At 27.3% G+C, this 21,242-nt stretch carries 15 protein-coding genes and 7 tRNA genes; 5 read left to right on the top strand and 17 right to left on the bottom strand.

Annotated elements, in window-relative coordinates; genetic code table 4:
• The first annotated feature begins 3 nt into the window (after positions 1–3).
• Positions 4–816, top strand: coding sequence for a Cof-type HAD-IIB family hydrolase (locus tag KQ876_RS03315; RefSeq protein WP_205852158.1), 813 nt, complete (start codon positions 4–6; stop codon positions 814–816).
• 181 nt (positions 817–997) lie between these two features.
• The gene (locus KQ876_RS03310; RefSeq protein ID WP_205852390.1) at positions 998–3,382 is read left to right on the top strand and encodes a phosphoketolase; all 2,385 of its coding nucleotides are present in this window, start codon (positions 998–1,000) and stop codon (positions 3,380–3,382) included.
• A 190-nt stretch (positions 3,383–3,572) separates the two neighbouring features.
• Here the strand turns inward: KQ876_RS03310 and KQ876_RS03305 are convergent, their stop codons facing one another.
• Complete coding sequence (locus KQ876_RS03305; protein ID WP_205852156.1) at positions 3,573–4,949, bottom strand: ribonuclease III domain-containing protein; 1,377 nt, start codon at positions 4,947–4,949, stop codon at positions 3,573–3,575.
• Between the two features lie 416 nt (positions 4,950–5,365).
• Here KQ876_RS03305 and KQ876_RS03300 point away from each other — a divergent pair, with 416 nt between their 5' ends.
• The 3 genes from KQ876_RS03300 to KQ876_RS03290 all read left to right on the top strand — a co-directional run bounded on the left by KQ876_RS03300 (position 5,366) and on the right by KQ876_RS03290 (position 8,948).
• Complete coding sequence (locus tag KQ876_RS03300) at positions 5,366–7,255, top strand: MIP family Ig-specific serine endopeptidase (protein WP_216490271.1); 1,890 nt, start codon at positions 5,366–5,368, stop codon at positions 7,253–7,255.
• 250 nt (positions 7,256–7,505) lie between these two features.
• Entirely contained in the window at positions 7,506–8,237 is a 732-nt protein-coding gene (locus tag KQ876_RS03295) for an MAG0920 family protein (protein WP_216490270.1), read from the top strand.
• 276 nt (positions 8,238–8,513) lie between these two features.
• Positions 8,514–8,948, top strand: a complete 435-nt coding sequence (locus KQ876_RS03290; RefSeq protein WP_205852153.1) for a hypothetical protein — start codon at positions 8,514–8,516, stop codon at positions 8,946–8,948.
• Positions 8,949–8,977: 29 nt separating this feature from the next.
• On the opposite strand, the gene KQ876_RS04485 is transcribed toward KQ876_RS03290, so the two are convergent.
• The 16 genes from KQ876_RS04485 to KQ876_RS03210 form a co-directional block, all read right to left on the bottom strand.
• Positions 8,978–9,904 (bottom strand): bifunctional oligoribonuclease/PAP phosphatase NrnA, encoded by a 927-nt coding sequence (locus KQ876_RS04485; protein ID WP_216490269.1) that lies wholly within the window; start codon positions 9,902–9,904, stop codon positions 8,978–8,980.
• Complete coding sequence (locus KQ876_RS03280; RefSeq protein ID WP_216490268.1) at positions 9,894–12,050, bottom strand: ABC transporter permease; 2,157 nt, start codon at positions 12,048–12,050, stop codon at positions 9,894–9,896. Before KQ876_RS03280 ends, KQ876_RS04485 begins: the two co-directional genes overlap by 11 nt.
• Positions 12,050–12,925: a phosphonate ABC transporter ATP-binding protein gene (gene phnC, locus KQ876_RS03275; protein ID WP_216490266.1), complete on the bottom strand. Its 876-nt coding sequence runs from the start codon at positions 12,923–12,925 to the stop codon at positions 12,050–12,052. Before phnC ends, KQ876_RS03280 begins: the two co-directional genes overlap by 1 nt.
• Before the next feature lie 7 nt (positions 12,926–12,932).
• Positions 12,933–14,237 (bottom strand): PhnD/SsuA/transferrin family substrate-binding protein, encoded by a 1,305-nt coding sequence (locus KQ876_RS03270; RefSeq protein WP_216490264.1) that lies wholly within the window; start codon positions 14,235–14,237, stop codon positions 12,933–12,935.
• A gap of 300 nt (positions 14,238–14,537) precedes the next feature.
• A complete protein-coding gene (locus KQ876_RS03265; protein WP_216490262.1) occupies positions 14,538–15,161 on the bottom strand; it encodes a hypothetical protein in 624 nt (207 codons plus the stop codon).
• 117 nt (positions 15,162–15,278) lie between these two features.
• Positions 15,279–15,992: a peptide chain release factor N(5)-glutamine methyltransferase gene (gene prmC, locus KQ876_RS03260; protein WP_216490260.1), complete on the bottom strand. Its 714-nt coding sequence runs from the start codon at positions 15,990–15,992 to the stop codon at positions 15,279–15,281.
• Entirely contained in the window at positions 15,992–17,071 is a 1,080-nt protein-coding gene (gene prfA, locus KQ876_RS03255; protein WP_205852147.1) for a peptide chain release factor 1, read from the bottom strand. Before prfA ends, prmC begins: the two co-directional genes overlap by 1 nt.
• Before the next feature lie 107 nt (positions 17,072–17,178).
• Entirely contained in the window at positions 17,179–17,811 is a 633-nt protein-coding gene (locus KQ876_RS03250) for a signal peptidase II (protein ID WP_216490258.1), read from the bottom strand.
• On the bottom strand, positions 17,795–20,500 hold the full coding sequence (ileS, locus tag KQ876_RS03245; protein ID WP_216490256.1) for an isoleucine--tRNA ligase: 2,706 nt from the start codon (positions 20,498–20,500) through the stop codon (positions 17,795–17,797). The genes KQ876_RS03250 and ileS overlap by 17 nt, the downstream gene beginning before the upstream one ends.
• A 111-nt stretch (positions 20,501–20,611) precedes the next feature.
• Positions 20,612–20,687 (bottom strand) — tRNA-Phe (locus KQ876_RS03240).
• Between the two features lie 5 nt (positions 20,688–20,692).
• Positions 20,693–20,769 (bottom strand) — tRNA-Asp (locus KQ876_RS03235).
• A gap of 3 nt (positions 20,770–20,772) precedes the next feature.
• Positions 20,773–20,849: transfer RNA gene (locus KQ876_RS03230), tRNA-Met, on the bottom strand.
• Positions 20,850–20,875: 26 nt separating this feature from the next.
• Positions 20,876–20,968: transfer RNA gene (locus KQ876_RS03225), tRNA-Ser, on the bottom strand.
• 7 nt (positions 20,969–20,975) lie between these two features.
• Positions 20,976–21,051, bottom strand: a tRNA-Ile gene (locus KQ876_RS03220).
• Between the two features lie 29 nt (positions 21,052–21,080).
• Positions 21,081–21,157 (bottom strand) — tRNA-Met (locus tag KQ876_RS03215).
• Positions 21,158–21,162: 5 nt separating this feature from the next.
• A tRNA-Ala gene (locus KQ876_RS03210) sits at positions 21,163–21,239 on the bottom strand.
• Between the last annotated feature and the right edge of the window lie 3 nt (positions 21,240–21,242).

Raw genomic sequence — 21,242 nt, 5'->3', positions numbered from 1 at the left:
AAAATGAATAAACCAAAAGTAATTTTTATAGACCTAGACGGAACAACTTTAGATGGTCCAGGCGAAAAATTTTGACACAAAGAAGCCACAGAATATACAAAAAATATAATTAGAAAACTTCAAACACAAATTCCGGTTATTGTATCAACCGGGAGAGGTGTTAACCCAAAAACAGCTAAAATAGTTAGAGATTTAGGTTCTGAAACTTATATTGCTTGAAATGGTGCACAAACAGTTGTAAAGGGAGAAGTAGTTAATAAAGAAATAGTAGATCCAAAAGTTGCTCAAGAACTTTTTGATGAAATTAAAAAAAGTAAATCTTTTGTAGTTTATAATTCAAACTCAAGAGATTTGGCGTTTGTCAAAAACTGATTTTATAAAATTCTTATGGGATTTGGTAAGAAAAATGCTAAAAGATATAAGGATTACAAAAATGATTTTGATGTATACAAGGCTCTTATTTGAAATTTAAATAAGGATAGAATCAAAGAATTAGCTAATGAATGAGGCAAAAAATTCGAAGGTAGATTAACTGTTACAATTAGTGGAAATAATAATATACTAGAAATAACAGGAGCAAATGTATCTAAAGGTGATGAAGAGTTAAGATTATGTAAACTGTGAGGGATCGATCCAAAAGATGCAATTCATATAGGCGATTCGATGAATGATGCATCTGCAAAAGGCAAGATAGGAAAACTTGTTGCCATGGCAAATTCAGTTGATGAATTAAAACAAATAGCTGACGAGGTTACAAGTCATTCATGTAATGACTCCGGACTTGCTAAGTATTTAAAACAATTTATAGAAGAATAAAAAAAGATATTCGGTGTTTACTGAATATTTTTATAAACTTATACAATGCAATGGAAAATATGAAATAAAAACATATTTTTATAAAAAATAATATAAAAATAATATAATAAATATACTATATAGTTATCTTTTGAAAAAAAGATTCTTTTAATAAAAAATAAAATAATAAATTAGGAGATTTATGAAAAAAAATGATTTTGATAGTAAAGATTATTTAGATAAAGTTCATGCTTGATGAAGAGCTGCAAATTATTTATCATTAGGTCAAATGTACTTAAGAAATAATCCTTTACTTTTTGATAAAATTCGTCCAGAAGATATTAAAATGTATCCAATTGGGCACTGAGGAACAATACCTGGTCAAAACTTAATTTATGCACACTTAAATCGTGTAATAAATAAATATGATTTAGAAATGTTTTACATTTCAGGTCCAGGTCATGGTGGACAAGTTATGATTTCTAACTCATTTTTAGACGGAAGTTATTCAGAACTATTCCCAGAAATTACAAATGATACTGAAGGGTTAACAAGAATGTTTAAAAGATTCTCATTCCCTGGTGGTACAGCGTCTCATGCTGCTCCCGAAACACCTGGTTCAATTCATGAAGGTGGGGAATTAGGATATTCAATTTCACATGCAGTAGGTGCTATTTTAGATAACCCAAATATTATTGCGGCAACAGTTATTGGGGATGGTGAAGCAGAAACAGGTCCTTTAGCAGGAAGTTGATTCTCATCATCATTTATTAATCCTGTAAATGACGGGGTTGTATTGCCTATTGTTCATGTTAATGGTGGAAAAATTTCAAACCCTACAATTTATGCTAGAAAAACTGATAAAGAAATTTCAGATATGCTAGCAGGTTATGGTTGAGAAGCTATTTTTGTTGAAGCTGACCCAAAAGATACTATTGGTATTCATGAGTTAATGGCAGAAAAATTTGATTTAGCAATCGAAAAAATTAAAGCAATTCATGCTGAGCAAAGACAAAGACCAGCTGAAGAAGCAACAAGACCTGTTTGACCAGCTTTAATTGTTAGAACACCAAAAGGTTGAACATTACCTGAAAGAATTAATAACTTAAAATATGAAGGAAGTTTTAGAGCTCACCAAGTACCAGTTCCAGTTACTTCTGAAAACCCAAAAATGATTGATGAATTAGAAAATTGATTATTATCATATAAACCACATGAATTATTTAACGAAGATGGTTCTTTTAAAAAAGAATTTGCTGATATCGCGCCAAAAGGTGAAAAAAGAATGGCAATGCACCCAATTACAAATGGTGGTGTAAACCCTACAACACTTAATTTTGGAAATTGAGAAGATTTTGCACTTAAATTTACTAAACCTGGTGAAGTTAAAGACCAAGATATGGTAACAGCTAGCTATTGATTTGCTGATATTATCAAAAGAAATCCAACAAACTTTAGAGCTTTTGGACCTGATGAAACTAAATCAAATAGATTATTTGAAGTTTTAAAAGTAACAAATAGACAATGAATGGAAAAAATTAATCCTGAATTAGATGAAGCTTTAAGTCCTGCGGGAAGATTAATTGATTCTCAATTATCAGAACACCAAGCAGAAGGATTCTTAGAAGGTTATGTATTAACTGGACGTCACGGATTCTTTGCTTCATATGAATCATTTTTAAGAGTAGTTGATTCTATGTTAACTCAACATATGAAATGAGTTGTTAAAGCAAATAAAATTTCATGAAGAAAAGATTATCCTTCATTAAACGTTATTGCAACATCAACTGCATTCCAACAAGATCACAATGGTTATACACACCAAGATCCAGGTATTTTAGGACACTTAGCAGATAAAAGACCTGAATTAATCAGAGAATATTTACCTGCAGACTCAAATACATTATTAGCAGTTTTAGATAAATCATTTAGAGAAAGAAATGTAATTAACTTAATTGTTGCGTCAAAACAACCTAGAGATCAATTTTATAACGTAGAAGAAGCGAGAGAATTGGTTGAAAAAGGTTACAAAGTAATTGATTGAGCATCAACCGTTAAAGAAGGTGAAGAACCAGATTTAGTTGTTGTAGCTGCAGGAACAGAACCAAACTTAGAAGCATTAGCTACAATTTCAATTTTAAATAAACATTTTAAAGATCTAAAAATCAGATTCGTTAATGTTGTTGATTTATTAAAATTAAGACATCAAAGTATTGACCCACGTGGTTTATCAGATGAAGAATTTAATTCAGTGTTTACAACAAATAAACCAATATTATTTGCGTTCCACGGATTTGAAGGTTTAATTAGAGACTTCTTCTTCTCACGTAGAAACCACAATTTATGAGTTCACGGATACAGGGAAAATGGTGATATCACTACATCATTTGATATTCGTTTAATGTCACACATGGATAGATTCCACATGTCTAAAACAGCCGCTAGAGCAGTGTATGGTCAAGAAAATGTTAAAGATTTCTTAGATTTAATGGACGAAAAAATCGCATACCACAACTACTATATAAAAGAAGTTGGTATTGATATTGATGAAGTTAGAAATTGAAAATGAGAAGATTTAAATAAATAATAACAGAGAAAAACTGAACTTTAACAAGTCCAGTTTTTGTTTTTAATAATAAAAATTTTATATTTAAAACGAAATCTATTTTTTAAAAAATTTAAAAAATCATAAATTTTAATTTAAAAACCTTAGTCTTGTAAAAGGGCTAAGGTTTTTAACTAATAAATAGTCTAGAGTAGTTTCGTATTTTTTTCAACTATTTATCTTTGAATTTGTTATTAATTGCTAAATGCAATTGATTAGAAAGTGAATTTAACGCTTTTGTACGATTGTTTGATTCAATTTTTTTAGTCATTGTTTCAGAATTATTTTTAAATAGCAGCGAAACGTTTAATTCAACCTTATCTTTTGATATTTGTTTTTCAGTGATATCAGTAATTTCGATTTTATATTTCTCAAATTTATTTTTTAAGCTAGCAAAAGGTCTTGATTCCTTTTCGTAAGCGACTATTTTTGATGCTAAATCATCGGTTTTTTTATTTTTTGCTTTTGGTTTATCTATATTTTTAATATAGTTAGCAATATAATTTTTAACTTCAGATTTTAACTTATCTTTTTTAGGTGCAGAAACTTTAAAGTCATGGTTAGTGTTTTGGTTATTAAGTTTCAATTTACCTACAAAAAATCAAGTTGTAATGCCGCTTTGCTTGCTTTCAAATTTAAATGTTAGTGATTCGACTTTACTTAAATCGTCTTTATTTACATACTTTTCTAAATCTTTTTTAGAAGGAGTATTTAAATTATTCTCATAATCACTTAAACGGCTAGTAGATCATTTATCTAATTTTACAATTACATCGTTAATTGAATCTTTTTTCTTTGACTTTTTAGACTTAAATTCAACTAAATTACTATTGTTTAACTTATCTTTAACAGATATTATACTTTCTCAATTATTGTTTGAACCTTCCTTAACAAGTTGAGAAAGTGTATTTGTAACATCAATAATATTTAATTTTATTAGTTTATCAATATTACTTTTTTCTGTTGGAATTTTGAATGCTACTTTATTTTGTTTAGAAATTGCAACTTCTTTACTATTTTTAACTGTATTATTAATAATATTTTCGTCACTTTTTCCAGAAGATTCACCAATTTGTAGTAGTCTAATTACAACATCACGAGTAATATTAAAATCATAATTTGAGTCTATATATACAGCTCCAATGATTGCTTCAATAATATCAGCATTTTCTTTAGAGCTATCGTCCTCGTCATTTGTTCGACTAGAATGCTTTAATTCATTAATGTTAATTGTTTTTGCGATTATTTTTAAATGATCATTTTTAAAGTAACTTTGTGATTCATCGTTTATTTTACCTAAATCAACCTCAATGTCTAAGCTAGGGATGTCTTTTTTCTTATATTTACCAATCAAATACTCTTTGACAACTAAATTGAGAACAGGATCCCCTAAAAACTCAAGGTATTCATTATTTACGGTTTTTAGACCGTTTTCTAAACTTCCACCATTACTATTTGTATTTGAGTATCCTTTAGTAATTAAGGCTTGGTGTAATAAAAGTGGATTTTTGAATTTGTACTTTAATATATTATTTTGTAGTTTAATCATATTTATCTCCTTTATTTTTTGTAAATAGGTTTAAAATATGCGAAACTACTCATTAATATTTTATAATAAATAATTAAACTCAACAAACATTTGTTTTAATAAAAAAGCAAACAAAACGAATGCTTTTATTTTAAGTCTTCTAATATTTTTAAAATATCATCATAAGAACTAAAGGTTTGAGTTTCTAAGTGTTGAGACTCAACTGCCTCCTAATTCATGTACATCTTCCACTTTTTTAAAAATATTAAAAAGTATTTTATATTAATATTTTATTTAATATTTAGTTTAATGTGAAAAAACATTTTTTATGTCTATTTTTATGTCTAAAAAATATTTTTTCACTTTTTATTAAAATTTATATATAAGTATATAATTTCAAATATTGATTAAATATTCATAATAAGGACGGTACTAAAATGAAAAAGAAAATATTATTATCAATGATATCGACAGTGATTCTACCTACAATTGCGGTGGTTTCTTGTTCACAAAATAAATATAATTCTCCAAAAAAAGAAGAGAATAAAAAAGATATTAAAAATAATGATAACTTAGCTAAAACAGAATCACAAAATAATAAAACTAATAGTGATACTACACCAAATAAAAATGAAAATGTGGCGGATTCAACGAACTCAAACGCCAATGCTCAAGACCAAAGTAATGTTGCAAATACACAAACTAATGAAAAAACAACTAATCCCGAAAACACAGGTGAAAATCAATCAAATAGTAATGCTAATGAAGTTGGAGGGAGTGGAGCACAAAATCAACCTTCGAAACCGAACCCTGAAATGCCTTTTATACCTGATGCTGATTTTTTCAATAATTTAAGAAAAAGAGATCACCAATATTCAATGGATGTAAATAAGTTTACAAAACCTAGCGAAAAAGACATTTATAAAGAAATATATGACCGTACATTTGCAATTAAATTTGGTGTAAATTTAGGCACTGACGATAGTTCGTTTTTAGCAACTTCAGGTGGTACTGCTTGATTGCTTGATTATCATAAACAAGATGAAAACAAATACAAGTTGTTCTTAGCTACTAATTTACATGTTATCGGTATGTTATCTAATACTTTAGAAGAAAGTGTTGCAAAGCAATTAAATTACGATGACGAAAGAGGTTTTAAGGCTAATTCTATTTCGATTGGAAAAAGTAGTGAATATATAACTGATTTTGAAGCTAAAAATAATAACTTTAATTATGCGGGTGATGAACGTTATAGAACGAATTGATTAACAAATAATGAATTATTCACAAACAGAGAAAGAAGCGATAATGATGCTTCTAGAACAACAAAAGCTAATGATGGTGCTATTTCAAAACCTAAATTAATTTTTGCAGGTTATGATTTTATGAAACATGAATATATAAATAAGTATCAACAAGAGGCTAGAAGAAAAACTCAAGAACGTTTTGAACAGTTAAAAGCTCAAGATTATGAAGATATTAACGATAAGAGCAATTCAATTTGAGCACTTAATAATACTTTACAAAATAATAAATATATACCTTTTTACACTGACTTTGCTGTCTTTGAAATAGATGTAGATTTTTCAAAAATGGATGATACTCATTCGAAATGATTTAAAGATGCAACTAAAGCTTTAGACCAATATATCGAAAGAAATAAAACTAATACAACTCCAAATCAAGATAAAAAAGTCTCAACATACACACTTACAACTGATTATATAAGTGCAATGCAAAATTCCGGAGAAAACTTAACTAATGCAAAAGATATTTATATCGGTGGATATCCAGCTGTTGATTCATCTTCTTCAGCTTGAAGCCGTAATAATCCAGTAGAAAGAAATAGTGATCAAAATTGATACACAGGTACCTCAAAAAATTCAGAGACTTTTGGGTTAGCAGCAAGAGCTTATGAAGAAAAAATGACAAATAATAATTTTTCTCCATACACAGAAATATTTGGTAAAACATTAGCTGATTTCTACGGATTTACACAAAGAATTAACTTTTCATCATTATATTATGGAGCATCAGGTTCAGTTGTTTATAATGAATTTGGACAAATTATTGGTGCATATAGTGGTGTAAGTAGTAATGTAGATTATGGTGATTTAAGTAAATCAGGTTCATTTACACCTTTATTATTATCAAATGATTATACATTCAATAACGATACTATTAAGGCATATAACTTGATTGACGGAAGTGATAAAACTAAATATTCTGCTCAAACCGCTTCATATCGTGAAAACTTAAGTAAAATTTACCCAAATGGGTTTGAAAATGGTAAAAAAGATACTGCAATATTTACAGAAGGATATTAAAATAAAAAAAGCATATATTAAGTGATAAGATCTTAATTTTGCTTTTTAATATAATTGTATTTAGAAATTTAACAACTCAAAATATAAATTTTAAATTTGAATTATTGTTGAAACAATAATTCAACTTTTTTATATTTATTTGTATTTTTTGACTTAAATTCAATAAAAATGACAAAAATATGTTTTTAATTTTAAATTTATTATTATTAAATATAATTTTCAATCATATAAAATAAATAAAAAGGAGAAAATGACAAATTTAGTATTAGTTTTTGCTTTTGTGTTAATACCAATGTTTTTATTATTAATAATGGTAAATAATACAAAGTGAAATTTTAAAATGTATATTGTATTACTTGACAGTATGCTTAAAAAATTAAAGAACAATAATTTAAAGATAAATGATAAACAATTAAAGAGAATTTTAAAAACATTAACTGTTTTGGTTTCTTGATTATTTGTGATTAGTTTATTTGGTGTTGCGTCTGTAGTTATTAATGTTATAACAATTATTTCTAAAACAAGCAATTTTATTGCGTTAATACCTTATTTACCATTAGTTTTATTATTTATACCACCAGTAATATTTTTATTTTTATTTGTAAGAGTATTAGTAATTCTTATTAAATTTAAGAAACTAAATAATAATAAAGATGTTTTATTAGAAGAAAAGCTTGACGTAAATAAAAGCAACTTAGAATTTAAAAATATTTTTAAATCTAGACGAATGATATATTCATATAAATTATCTGCACAAATTTTTATGTTTTGAAGCAATAAAATAATTAATGTACGTAAATTTGATATGGATAGATTTTTAAAGAATATAAATAATAAAGAAGAATTTGAATATATTACATATTTATTATTGTTTTCTGGTTCAAACCACATCCTTGATAACCAAAACAATTCTTTAAGCGATGAAGAAATTATTAAAATTTGAAATAATTTAAATGATGTTTATTCAAATTTTAATAAGTAAAAGGAAATAAAAAACATGGATAGTATATATTTATTCATTATAATTTTTTTAGCAAACCTTACTTATGTTAGTTTTTGTTTTAGGATACCATTTTTAAATGTTAAATTTTTTTATTCTGTATTTAATTCATTGTTTGTTAATTCGAAAAATAAAAATTTAAAAATTAATCAGCAAATTGAAAAAATAATTAAAAGAAAAATAAGAAATTTCTTAATTTACACTTCTTTCCTAACGATTTTGTCAATTGTTTTAATTCCTCTAATTATTTTTTATTCAATGAATGAAACTATTGAAGTTTCAAGAAAATGAGGAATAATTTGGGTTGTTTTAGGTATAATCACTCTTATTCCTATTTTATATTTTAATATTCTTTGAATCAAAACTTTTTCTAATTATCTTAAATATAAAAAGATTAATTTAAGTAAATTTACATTGGAAGAAGAAGTTAAAATCGAACCACAAAAAATAAATGAAAAAATTTTTAGAGTAAGAGAACTTTTAATAACTATTAATAATAAAAATAATGAAGTTGAATCGACATTAGCTTCGATATTTAATATAACTAAAAAACAGAAGCAATTTGATTTTTACTTTTATTTATTACTTTTCTCAGGTAATAATCATATTTCATTAAATGATAATACTTTCAGCATTGAACAAATAATAAATTATTGAAATAATAGAGAAAATATTTTTAATGAATTGTTATAAAATAAAAGCCGCTTTTAAACGGCTTTTTATTATGCTGTTATTAAATTATTAATATAATTTATAACTTTGTCAATTTCATCTTTATTTTTAATTATAAACCCACTTGAATTGTGGTGACCTCCACCACCGAATTTTCTTGCAATTATTGAAACATCAAAGGATCCGTTTGATCTAATTTCAACTCTATAATCACCTTGCTCTCTTTTCAAAAAAGCAATTGTAATATCTGTGTTTGAAATTTCAACAAATTTAGCGACTAAAGGTCTTACTATATCGTTAGTTATTATATCGTTTGATACTGTATATGTTACATTTTCGACAACCTTTTTATTATTACATACCTTTCAAATAGTATTTAATTCTTCGTTATTAAGTTGCATTTTAATTAGTAAGGAAGAGTAGTTTAAATTATGTTCAAATAGCACTTTCATAGCTTCAAAAGTTTCGGAGGTTATATTTCTTTCTTTAAAAAATTCGGTATCGGTTAAAATTGCAACTGCCGCACCTTCAAGTGATAAATTATTAGTTTTAAGATTCAAATGTTTTATAAGCATTGCAATTAATTGTCCTGTGGCAGGACAATTATCGCCACCTATTTCAAATAGTCATTCATTTTCAAATGGGTGATGATCTATTTTAATAGATTCTTGAGTTATAACTCTATGATCGTAAATTCTTGATTTTGTTGAAGTATCAACAACGATTTTAAGACTTTTGTTAAAGAATTCATTAGATACAAGATTCTCTTCTTCTTTTAATAAAAAACTTAAATTACGTGGGTAATCTTTACCTGATATTTTTACTTCTTTAATTTTTGTTGAATTAAGCAAAATTAATTCTTTTAATGCAACAGCACTGCCTAAGGTGTCACCATCAGGTTCTATATGAGTACATAAAGTTATATATTGTGCTTGAGATATTATTTCTCAAAATTTTTTAAGTTGTTTAACTAGCATGTTTTTTACTTTCAATTGATTTATTTTCAAAATATTTAGAACTAACTTTATCCGAAGATTGTAAAGATAATTTTAATCTTTTGCTTCACGCTCAAATTCTTAAGTTTTTATTTTCGTTTCAAACACTTAAAAAAGCTTCTTTTTTAAGTGTTCTTAATTCTTTTGAAATTAGACTAGATTGATTTAGTAATCTTCTTTTTAAGTCTATATATTCCCCTAATTTAATTTTATTTTCAAAGTAAAATTTGTTTTTCAATTGATTATTAAATTTAGCAATATTATATTTAGCAATTCTATTATCATAGACAAAAATTTCTTTATTTATTTTTGATAACGCTAGGGCTTTTACTAAAACGTTATTTCTAAAGTATTTTTTAAAATATGCATTTTCTTCTAAGAAATATCCGTTCATTATTTTCTTTCTAAGCATATTAGAAATTTGCTCAATTATTAATAATAATACAATTGTAAATATTAAATAAGAACTTAAAATGCTTCAATAACGTATATCTGCTGAATAAACTGTAATTTGATATCCGTAATCACAAGCTCCAACAGCTCCAATAATTACGGTGCTTTTAAAATTGATTTCAATTCTATATAAGAAGTTAGAAAGAGTTTGCGGTAATATTTCTTTAATTACTCCTATTTTAATTTTAGTTCATGTAGAAAGACCTAAACTTTCGAGGGATTGAAATACTTTATCATCTATTTTATCCACACTTTCATTTATTAATTTTGCAAGCATACCAATACTGTGAATAGCTAAAGCCAATGTTCCTGCTCATATGATTGAATCTTTTTGTCAAAGTAAAAATATTAATGCGTATGTAAATGGTGGAATTGCTCTTAATGTTATAATTATAAATTTGAAAAACAGAGAAACAAATTTTCCTGATATTTTTTTAGATGCTAGTATTCCGAAAAATAAACTAAACACTAACCCTATAACACTTGCTAAAATTGCAATAGCTAGTGCTTCTGTACCTAAAATAATAGGATTATCACCGCTATCCCATTTAAATACACTTAAATTTGGTGTGAATAAATTTTTAACACCTTCGTTAAAATATGCTAATCCTTCAGGTCCAGTTGTTCTAAATTCAATTGAAAATAATGATATTATAAACAATATAAAAATAATTATTGAAATAGTTATTTTTATATAAATATTTTTGGGCTTTTGTTTTTTAAGTTGTTCTAGTTTCTTCTTAAAATTTAAATTTTCATCAATAGTTGGATGTTTTGGAGAATATTCTAAAATTCATTTTTTCACTAAAAATGTAAATATTTCTAGCAAAATCATAAATGCTACAAGTATTCAAATTGCAATTGATAAGTGTGCAAAGTTGTTTGGGACTGCATATTCATCAGCCATTAATTGACCTATTGTGGAAATTCCGATAATACTTAAAATTGCTGCAAAACGAACAACCATTTCGAAACTATAAAATCCATAACTAACAATTCTTTTTAACAAATATGGAAGAATAGATTTTTTAAATGCTATTCACTTAGTATTTCCTATCGCTTGTAAACCGTAATAACTAGACACATCATAAGTATCTAAATCTTCATATAGTCATTTTGCCATTAGTGAAGCAACAAAAATAGCTATAGAAAGAGTTGCAACTAATGATGGAGATAAAATAAAATAAATTATATAAGCATACACTATTGGCGGTATCGTTCTCATAATACTCATAAATGCACGCATTGGTACATAAATTCAAGGAGTTTTAATAAAATTTTTCGAACTTAAGAGCGCAATTGGAATACCTAAAAAAATACCTATTATTGTTCCTAAAATCGAGTAAGAAATAGTTTGTCAAAGTAATTTTAAGCTTTGGGTAGTAGTATCTGCAATTGTTATATCGGTTCTTGAACCTATAACCGCATTTGTATTAAATTTAAAAAAATTAGCTATTAATTTTAAAAAACTTTGGGAATTTTGGAAATCTGGTTTTATTTTGATAAATAATAAAATTATCGCAATTAAACTTATTGCAAATGTTAAATAAAAAAGTCAAGGAAATTTTTTAGTTACTTTTTGGCCGTTAATGTCGACAAATTTAGGTCTAAAATAATCATAAATTAACTGTATAAGTTTTTTAAATTTGAAGTTTTGCTTAAATGAGGTACTCATTATTTAAGGTCCTTAATTTTAAACATTATTTCTTCTTGAATTATTTTTCTCTTTCTCTTTGTTTCAAGAAATTGTTGTTGATCAAATTGCTCTAATTGTTCACCGTAAATATTTTTTAATACTTCTAAATTAACTTTATCTCAGCTTCCGTCAAATACCACTTCACCTTTTTTGATTCCTATTATTCTATCTGCATATTGAAGTGCTAAATCTACGTGGTGTAAATTTGCTAAAATAGTTATTTTGTCCATTTTGTTAACTAATAAAAAACCGTCCATAACAGATTTAGCCATAATAGGATCTAGTGCACCTACAGGTTCATCAGCTAAAATAATTTTAGGTTTTTGAGCTAGAGTTCTCGCTAGTGCAACACGTTGCATTTGCCCTCCACTTAAATCCTTAGCTCTATCATATGCGTTTTCTAAAATATTAACTCTTGCTAAACATTGATAGGCAAAATCAATATCATCTTTTGAATATCAACCTAAAAACGATCTTAAAGGATGCATTTGAGGAAGTCGAGCAGCGAGAACATTTTGTAAAACACTAATATTATCAATTAAGTTATATCCTTGAAAGACGATACCTACTTTTGTTCTAAACTCTCTTAAGTGTTTTCTTTTTAAGTTATTTACATTAAACGGTCCGACAGTTAATGTTCCTGAAGAAATTTCGTTTATTTTATTAACAGTTTTTAATAATGTTGTTTTACCTGCTCCAGATAATCCGATAATTGCAACGAATTCACCTTGGTTAATAGAAAGATTGACATTAGTCAATCCTTTTTTGCCGTTAGGATAAGTTTTATCTACATCTTGTCATTTAATGTTTCAATCACCACTTATCCTATTATTTTCACTTTTTTTTAATTTCATATTATAACTATTCACCTTTAAATGACTTAAATCCTGTAAAGTGTTTTTTAAATCATGCTTCAGGGAATATGTATGAACCTGATGAAGTTGTAGATGTATATGCAAATTTAATTAATCCTTTAACTTCATCTCATGGTAATGTTCAATTTGATCCTTGTGTTTCCAATGCGTTTTTAATTTTTAATGCTATTTCAGAGTCTTTTTTAGCCATAATGTATGAACGATAGTAACCAACTACCGGAAGATTACCATTTGCAGAATTTATTAAACTGTCAACTTTTGTTTTAAGTGCTTCGTTGTATCCATTTTCATTGTCGACTTTTTTTGGAGCATTTTCTATGTTTTGTGGAATGTATAATTTTTTTTCGTTTTGAGAATTAAATGTATTGTAACCATTTATCGCATCTACTAATATTTTTTCATCGGTAAAAGCAGGTGTTGTTGTGTTAGTAGTTGATTCGTATGGATCTATTATTTGTACGGATCTACCGGCCACTAAAATAAAGTTTGTTCCTTGTGCTTGTTCTGCTCATGAACCTGCTGGTAAAAATGCAACATCTATAGAACCTTCTCTTAATGCGTTTGCGGCAGCATTATATTCTGTAGCTGTTGAAATTTCAATATTATATCCTTTATCGTTTAAGTATTTTTCTAATGCTTGAGAAGCTTTTCTAACTTCTGCAGGGTCACTTGAAGGTATAAATTGAATTTTAAATTTGTTTGTTGAATTTTCTTTTCTTGTCACTACTCCATTATTTATATCAAAATAATCTGAACCTTCTATTAAAGGTGTTCCATAAGTGTTTACTTTTGTACCTTTTGTATCAATTATTATTTGTCCATTTTCATCAACCGATGAGTAATCATTGTGACTATATGTTGTAAAAACAAATTTTGTTTTTCCTGGGTTTTGAATGTCACTGATTTGCAATTGTGGATTACTTTTATCTCTAATTGCTGATTGTAAAATGATTTTAATTGCTTCTACATCACCTCTTTTTAAATTTGATCTAGCTTGTACACCATCGTTTGCTATAATTTCTGTTGCACCTACAGCAACTAAATTATTAGAGTTTTTAATCAAAACTCTTGTATCACCTCAACCAGCAGCTAATGTTGCAGTTCCTAAATCTAATTTTGTCATTTCATCAGAATAACCATTTGCTTTAATTAAATTAAATTCTGATTTTGAATTTTTATCGTTTTGTTTTGTTGAATTTGAACATGAAGCAACAAGAATAGGAAAAGTTCCAAATGTAGTTAATGTTGCTAATTTTAATGTTGTTATAAATAATTTTTTAGTTTTTTTCATTTTATTTTTGCGCCTTTATATTTTAATTCTAAGTTATTTAAGTGTGTATAATTTTAGAAATCGCCTTTATTAATTTAAAAAACGTAATACACTTTTAAGTTTAGCAACTAACTTTTAAATTAATAATAAATGCAAGGTTATAAAGAACTTTTTTATGTTTTTTATCTATTTAAATTTATTTTGGTAATTTAAATAATTATCATATATAATTAAAGTTAACCAACAATTCAAAAATGCAATTTAAAAAGTTTATTAAAAAATAAGTCTTATTATCTAATAGGTGTAATAAGACTTATTTTTTTAATCTAATGTAAATTCCTTTGTTAATTCTATTGTGTCTTGAATATATTGACCGCGTCTTTGGTCAGCTTTTCTTATATAATGTGACAATCAAAGTTTTAAGGTTATTATGTTTCCGCTTTTTGAAATAATTACATCATCTTGAGATTTGTGTTCCCCATTTGAATTTGCTCTTAATGATGATTCTTCTTTTGTTGAACTATCATATGAGTTTTTAAATGTATAAATATTCTTATCTTGTTCTAAAATAACTTGTTTATCAGGATTATTATATGTTGGTTTATCATAGAATTTTTTACCAACTCTATCATAATATAATTTACTTTCGCCATCGTTTAAACCTTTTAAAAATTCTTTATTCGCTATGGTAATCGAATTCATGAAAGGCTCTCTATTTTTTTCAAAGCTAAATTCTTCTTCTGATTGTGTATTAGCACTTGCGTTTGCACTAGCTTCTGTTTCAATGATGCTATTTTTATCAGAAACTGTTATACTGGCATTGGTTTTTGTTTTGTTTTCTTCTTTTTCTTTTGATTCATTATTGTTATTTGTTGTAGAACATGCTACCGACGCTATTGTGGCAATAGGTAGAGCAAAAATTGAAAATAAGGTTTTAAATTTCATCGTGTATTATTTTATCCTTTCATTTTTTTGGTAGGTTTTTTATTATATCATGTTAAATATGTAAATTATAAAAAATATAATAAAAACCTAAAAGTACTTATCTATAGTATTTTTAGGTTAAAAAATTATCTTAACAAATCTATTTTTATTGCTTAAATCTTTAGTTATTTCTAATAGTTTGAATTTATTTTTAATTGAATTTCAAAATTCAATATGTAATGGATTTATTTCAAAAAGTAAAATTCCGTTTTTATTTAAATATTTTGGTGCTAGTTCTATAATTTTTTTGTAAAAAAATAAACCATTGTCGTCAGCAAATAAAGCATTATGTGGCTCGAAATCTAAAACAGATTTACTTAATTTTTCATCATTTCCTATGTAAGGAGGGTTAGAAACGATTATATCAAATTTACCTGTTATATTTTCAAATAGGTTTGAGTGCAAAATATTAACTTTTAAATTATTAATATTACTATTCAATTCTTGTGACTTAATTGCTTCACTTGATATATCTGAAAGTGTAACAGATATATCTTTATATTTATTTTTAATCGCTAAACCAATGAATCCAGAACCAGAACAAAGATCCAATACAAATTTAAATTGATTTAATTTTATTTCTTTGATAGCTAAATAAATTAATTCTTCTGTTTCATATCTAGGAATTAAAACATTATGTCTAATATCTATTTTAATATCTGCCATTTCAATATAGCCCATTATTTTTTGAACAGGCATACCGCTATTTAATTGTTCTAATTCAAAAGAAGATATTTCCTCTTTAAGTCCATATCTTCTTTTTTCTAATAATAAATCTTCTTTAGAAGGCATTAAATACCAGCTTCTTTTATTTTTTCGTTTTGTTCTTCGGTTAAGAGAGCATCGATTATTGAGTTAAGTTTTCCTTCCATAACAGAGTTAAGTGAAGTTGAGTAACCAATTCTATGATCGGTTACACGATCTTGTGGATAATTGTAAGTTCTTATTTTTTCAGATCTAGCTCCTGAACCAGCTAATTTACGATATCCAGATTCTTCTTCTTGTTTCTTCTTGAGCTCTAAATCATATAATTTAGATTTTAAAATACGCATTGCTATTTCTTTATTTTGGATTTGACTTTTACCTTCTTGACAAGAAACGATTATACCGCTTGCGAAGTGTGTAATTCTAACTGCAGAGTCGGTTGTGTTAACTGATTGTCCACCGTTACCACTTGAACGAAATACGTCTACTCTAATATCTTCAGCTCTTACTTCAATTTCTATATCATCATCAATTTCGGGCATAACAGTAACTGTAGAAGTAGATGTATGAACACGACCTTTTGTTTCTGTTACAGGAACACGTTGAACTCTATGTACACCACTTTCAAATTTTAATTTTGAGTAAGGCTTATCACCTTTAACGGAAAAAGTAACTAATGTAAACCCTCCGGCTTCTGCAACTGTAGCATCTAATAATGTTGTTTTCATATTATTTTGAGCACATCATTTTGAATACATTCTATATAAGTCACCAGCAAAGATATTGGCTTCGTCTCCACCGGCAGCACCACGGATTTCTACAATAACATCTTTGTCATCATTTTCATCTTTAGGTAAAATAAGTATTTTAAGTTCTTCACTTAATTTTGACATATTTTCTTCCGCTTCAGCAATTTCCATTTTTGCTAATTGAATCATTTGATCATCTTTTTCGATTGAAAGTAATTCTTTAGCTTGTTTTAAGGTTTCCTCGTTGCTTAAGTATTTTTTGAAAGTTTCTACTATATCGTTTATTGAATTAATTTCTTTATTAATTTTATTGTATTTTTTAATATCAGAAATAACATCAGGGTTTAAAAGTGCTTTTTCTAACTCTTCATGTTTTTCTTTAATTTGCATTAGTGATTTGTACATTGTGTTTTCCATAGTATTTTAATTTTAACACAAAAAGCACTTTTTGTTATTAAAACGATTCTATTTAGAACTAAAAAATATCAAAACATTTTAAAAGCTTTAATGTTTTGATATTTAAATTATTTAATGATTAATTTTTGATTTTTGTTATTCTTTTCGTTTTTATGTTCTAAGAAATTAATGAATAAAGAGTATATTATTGTTGAAATAATTCCGATAAAAATACATAAATCGGCAAAATTGAATGTCCCGCGGCTTTGTGCAAAAGGAGTATAAAATACATCTTTTACATATCCATTAAATATAAATCTATCCATTGCGTTTCCTATATCTCCGGCTAAAACCAAACCTAATAAGAAAGCTAAAACAAATCTTTGCTTTTGCCAAAAAAGAACAGATATTAAAACTAATATTGCAACTACTATACCGATAAATTGTATTATAAAGGTATTTCTTGTAGTTAAAAAGGTTACTCCTCCATGTCAAATGCTACGCACACCAATAATTTTATAATCCAATCATTGACTTGGGCTTTGATATATTTTTTCAGGAAGGAAATAATTATTTCCGTCTGTTATTAATCCTTCATTATTTAGTGTAAAAATATCACCGTGTTTAAATAATAAATTCTTTGTTAGTTGATCTATAGAAAAGAAAATAATAAACACTACAAATATAACTATATAACTAGCTAAAATTCTTTTTTTATTTTGATAAATTTTTTGTAGTGAATTTTTAATCTTCCAGTTCATCTAAAGGAAATTCCTTTACGATATTAGAACAACTTAAACAAATGTTATTGCTTTTATCGAAATCATTTTCCTCGAAGTGGTTTCAGCATCTTTCACATTTTAAAGATTCAAATGTTATTATCTGTGTTTCTTTTGTATTGTCAAAAGTTACTTTACCAACCATTAATAATGTTTTTAAATCTAGTGATTTAATTAAATCAGAATTAGTGTTTAAAATTAAATGTGCTTCATTTGAACGTTTAATTAGACCGCTCTTAATTTCTTTTTCTATTAGGACATTAACTTCGTCACGTAATTCGAAAAATTCTTGATATTTTTCTAAAATAACATTATCGTACTTAAATTCATTATTGTTCATATATTCTGAAAGCATTAGTAAAATTGGTTTATTCTTGCTATTAAAGAATGAAAAGGCTTCTTCTGATGTGGTTGGTAAAATAGGGGCAATTATGTGTACTAAGAATTCAGTTATTTCATAAAGATTAGTTAAAACCATAATTCTTTCAGGGTTATCAATTTTTTGAACATATAAAATATCTTTTGTTATTGTTAAATAAAAACTAGAAAGATCGACTATGTAGTTGTTTAATATTTTAATAACGTTGATAAATTTATATTCGTCATAAGCTTTAAAAATAGTTTCTTTAATATTTTCCAATTGATTTTTAATATACAAATGAATTCCTGTACGTTCTAGTTCTGAGTCGTATTCAAAATTATTTAAGTTACCTAATAAGAATTTAATTGTGTTTCTAATTCTACGGTAAATTTCGGTATTTTGATCTAGTATTTCATCGGAAATAGAAATATCGTTTGAGTATTCAGAATTAGCAACTCATAATCTCAAAATGTCTGCTCCACGTTTTTTAACTATATCAAGAGGGTTAATAACATTGCCTTTAGATTTAGACATTTTTTCACCTTTTTTATCAACAGTGAATCCATGTGAAACTATTTTTTTATAAGGCGCAAAACCGTTGAACGCCACAGAATTAATGATTGAAGAGTTAAATCAACCACGATATTGATCTGTACCTTCTAAATATAAATCATAAGGAGGTTTAATTCCGTTTTCATCATCAATATCTACAGCGATGCTTGAAACACCAGAATCGAATCATACATCCATTATATCCATTTCACGAGTAAAGCCTTTTCCACGATATTTTTCTGGTAATAATTCATCAGTTTCTTTTTCTCATCAAACATCTGTTCCAAACTGTGAAACAAGATTTATTACATAGTCAAAAATTTCTTCTTCAAATACAGGGTTTTTATCTTGATCGTAAAAGAAGATTAGCGGAACACCTCAAGTTCTTTGTCTTGAAATTGTTCAATCACCTCTATTTAAAATCATATTATAAAGTCTTTTGTGCGCTCATTCAGGATATGTAGTAACGTTATTTTCAATTTCTGAAAGTATTTTATCTCTTATTTTATCAATTGAAACAAATCATTGTGGTGTCCCACGATAAATTATTGGTTTGTGTGTTCTTCAATCGTGTGGATATGAGTGCTTAAAACGACTAAAATGTAATAAATCCGAACCTAAAAATTGACCAATTAATTTGTTGGCATCTTCGTAAAAAATATTATCAAATTGTGTATTTGTATTTTCGATATATCCTTTATCCGAAATATGCATTATCATATTTAAATTGTATTTTTTACCAATTAAATAGTCATCTTCACCAAACATAGGTGCAATGTGCACTATACCAGTACCAGATTCTGTTGTTACGTGGTGACCTAAAATTAAAGGAGCTTCAACTTTTGTTATAGGTGTGTTATATAAAATTGAATGATTCTCAATTTCAGAACCAATGAATGTTTCTAAAATTTCATATCCTTCTCAATTTAACTTTGAAACAAATTCGTTTAATAATTCTTTAGCAACAATATAACGTTGGTCTTGATATGACAAAACATTATATTCTATTTTTTCACCTAAAGCAGCACCTGCATTTGCCAATAATGTTCATGGTGTTGTTGTTCAAATTATAATTTTATCATTTGGTTTAATTGATTTAAAAGTAGAACTAACGACATTGAAAGAAACATAAATAGAAGGTGAAACAACATCTTGGTATTCAACTTCTGATTCTGCTAGAGCACTTTGTGAACTTGGTGATCAATAGACAGGTTTAAGGCCTTTATAAATTAAACCATCGAAAACAAGCTTCTTCAATACTTCTAATTGTTTAACTTCATATTTTTTATCAAGTGTTATATATTTTTTATCATAGTTGGTAAACAATTGAAGTAATTCCAATTGTTTTAATTGTTTATCTACTTGTTTTAAAGCGTATTTAGCAGCTTTTTTTCTAATAATAATAGGACTTAGTTCATCTTTATTTAATTTTGCCTCTGTCAACATTTTGTGTTCTATTGGTAAACCATGAGTATCTCAACCAAAAACAAAAGGAGAATAAAAACCCCTAAGTGTTTTGTATCTTACTATTATGTCTTTTAAAATTTTATTTAAAGCGTGTCCAACATGGATATCTCCGTTTGCGTATGGAGGTCCATCATGTAAAATGAAGCGAGGATTGTTCTTGTTTTTTTCTAAAACTTTTTTATAAACTTCGCTTGTTGCTCAAAGTTCTCTAAATTTAGATTCTTTTTGAGTTAGGTTTGCTCTCATTTCAAAATCAGTTTTAGGCATGTTTAATGTTTTTTTATAATTCATATTTTCTCCACAAAGATTATTTATAAATATTTTTAATTATATATTATAAAATAAAAAAATAACTCTATTTTATAAGCTAAAATGTAGCTTCCAAAATAGAGTTATTTTGAATGGTGGCCCCGGCAGGAATCGAACCAGCGACACACAGAGCTTCAATCTGTTGCTCTACCAACTGAGCTACAGGGCCATAAATGGCGGTCCAGACGGGGATCGAACCCGCGTTCTCCTCCGTGACAGGGAGGCGTATTAAACCACTTTACCACTGGACCATTTGGTTGCGGAGACAGGACTCGAACCTGTGACCTTCGGGTTATGAGCCCGACGAGCTACCAAACTGCTCCACTCCGCGATATAAAAATTAATAAACTATAAAAATGGCGGGTGATGAGGGATTCGAACCCCCGCGGGCCGTGAAGCCCCTGGCAGTTTTCAAGACTGCTCCCTTCAGCCGGACTTGGGTAATCACCCATTTTATTGGTGGACCTAACAGGACTCGAACCTGTAACCAACCGGTTATGAGCCGGTTGCTCTAACCATTGAGCTATAGGTCCAATAAATATAATGGATTTATAGTTATTTTTGGTAGCACCGAAGAGAGTCGAACTCTTGACCTTCCGGGTATGAACCGGATGCTCTAACCAACTGAGCTACAGTGCCATATATGGTGGAGAGTATGGGATTCGAACCCACCACCTCCTGCGTGCAAGGCAGGCGCTCTAGCCAAATGAGCTAACCCCCCATA

Origin of the sequence: Mycoplasma sp. CSL7491-lung (assembly GCF_018913965.1) — a bacterium.
GTDB lineage: Bacteria > Bacillota_I > Bacilli_A > Mycoplasmatales > Metamycoplasmataceae > Mycoplasmopsis.
The sequence above is the reverse complement of the archived record's forward strand: the minus strand, read 5'-3'. Positions and strand labels throughout refer to the sequence as shown.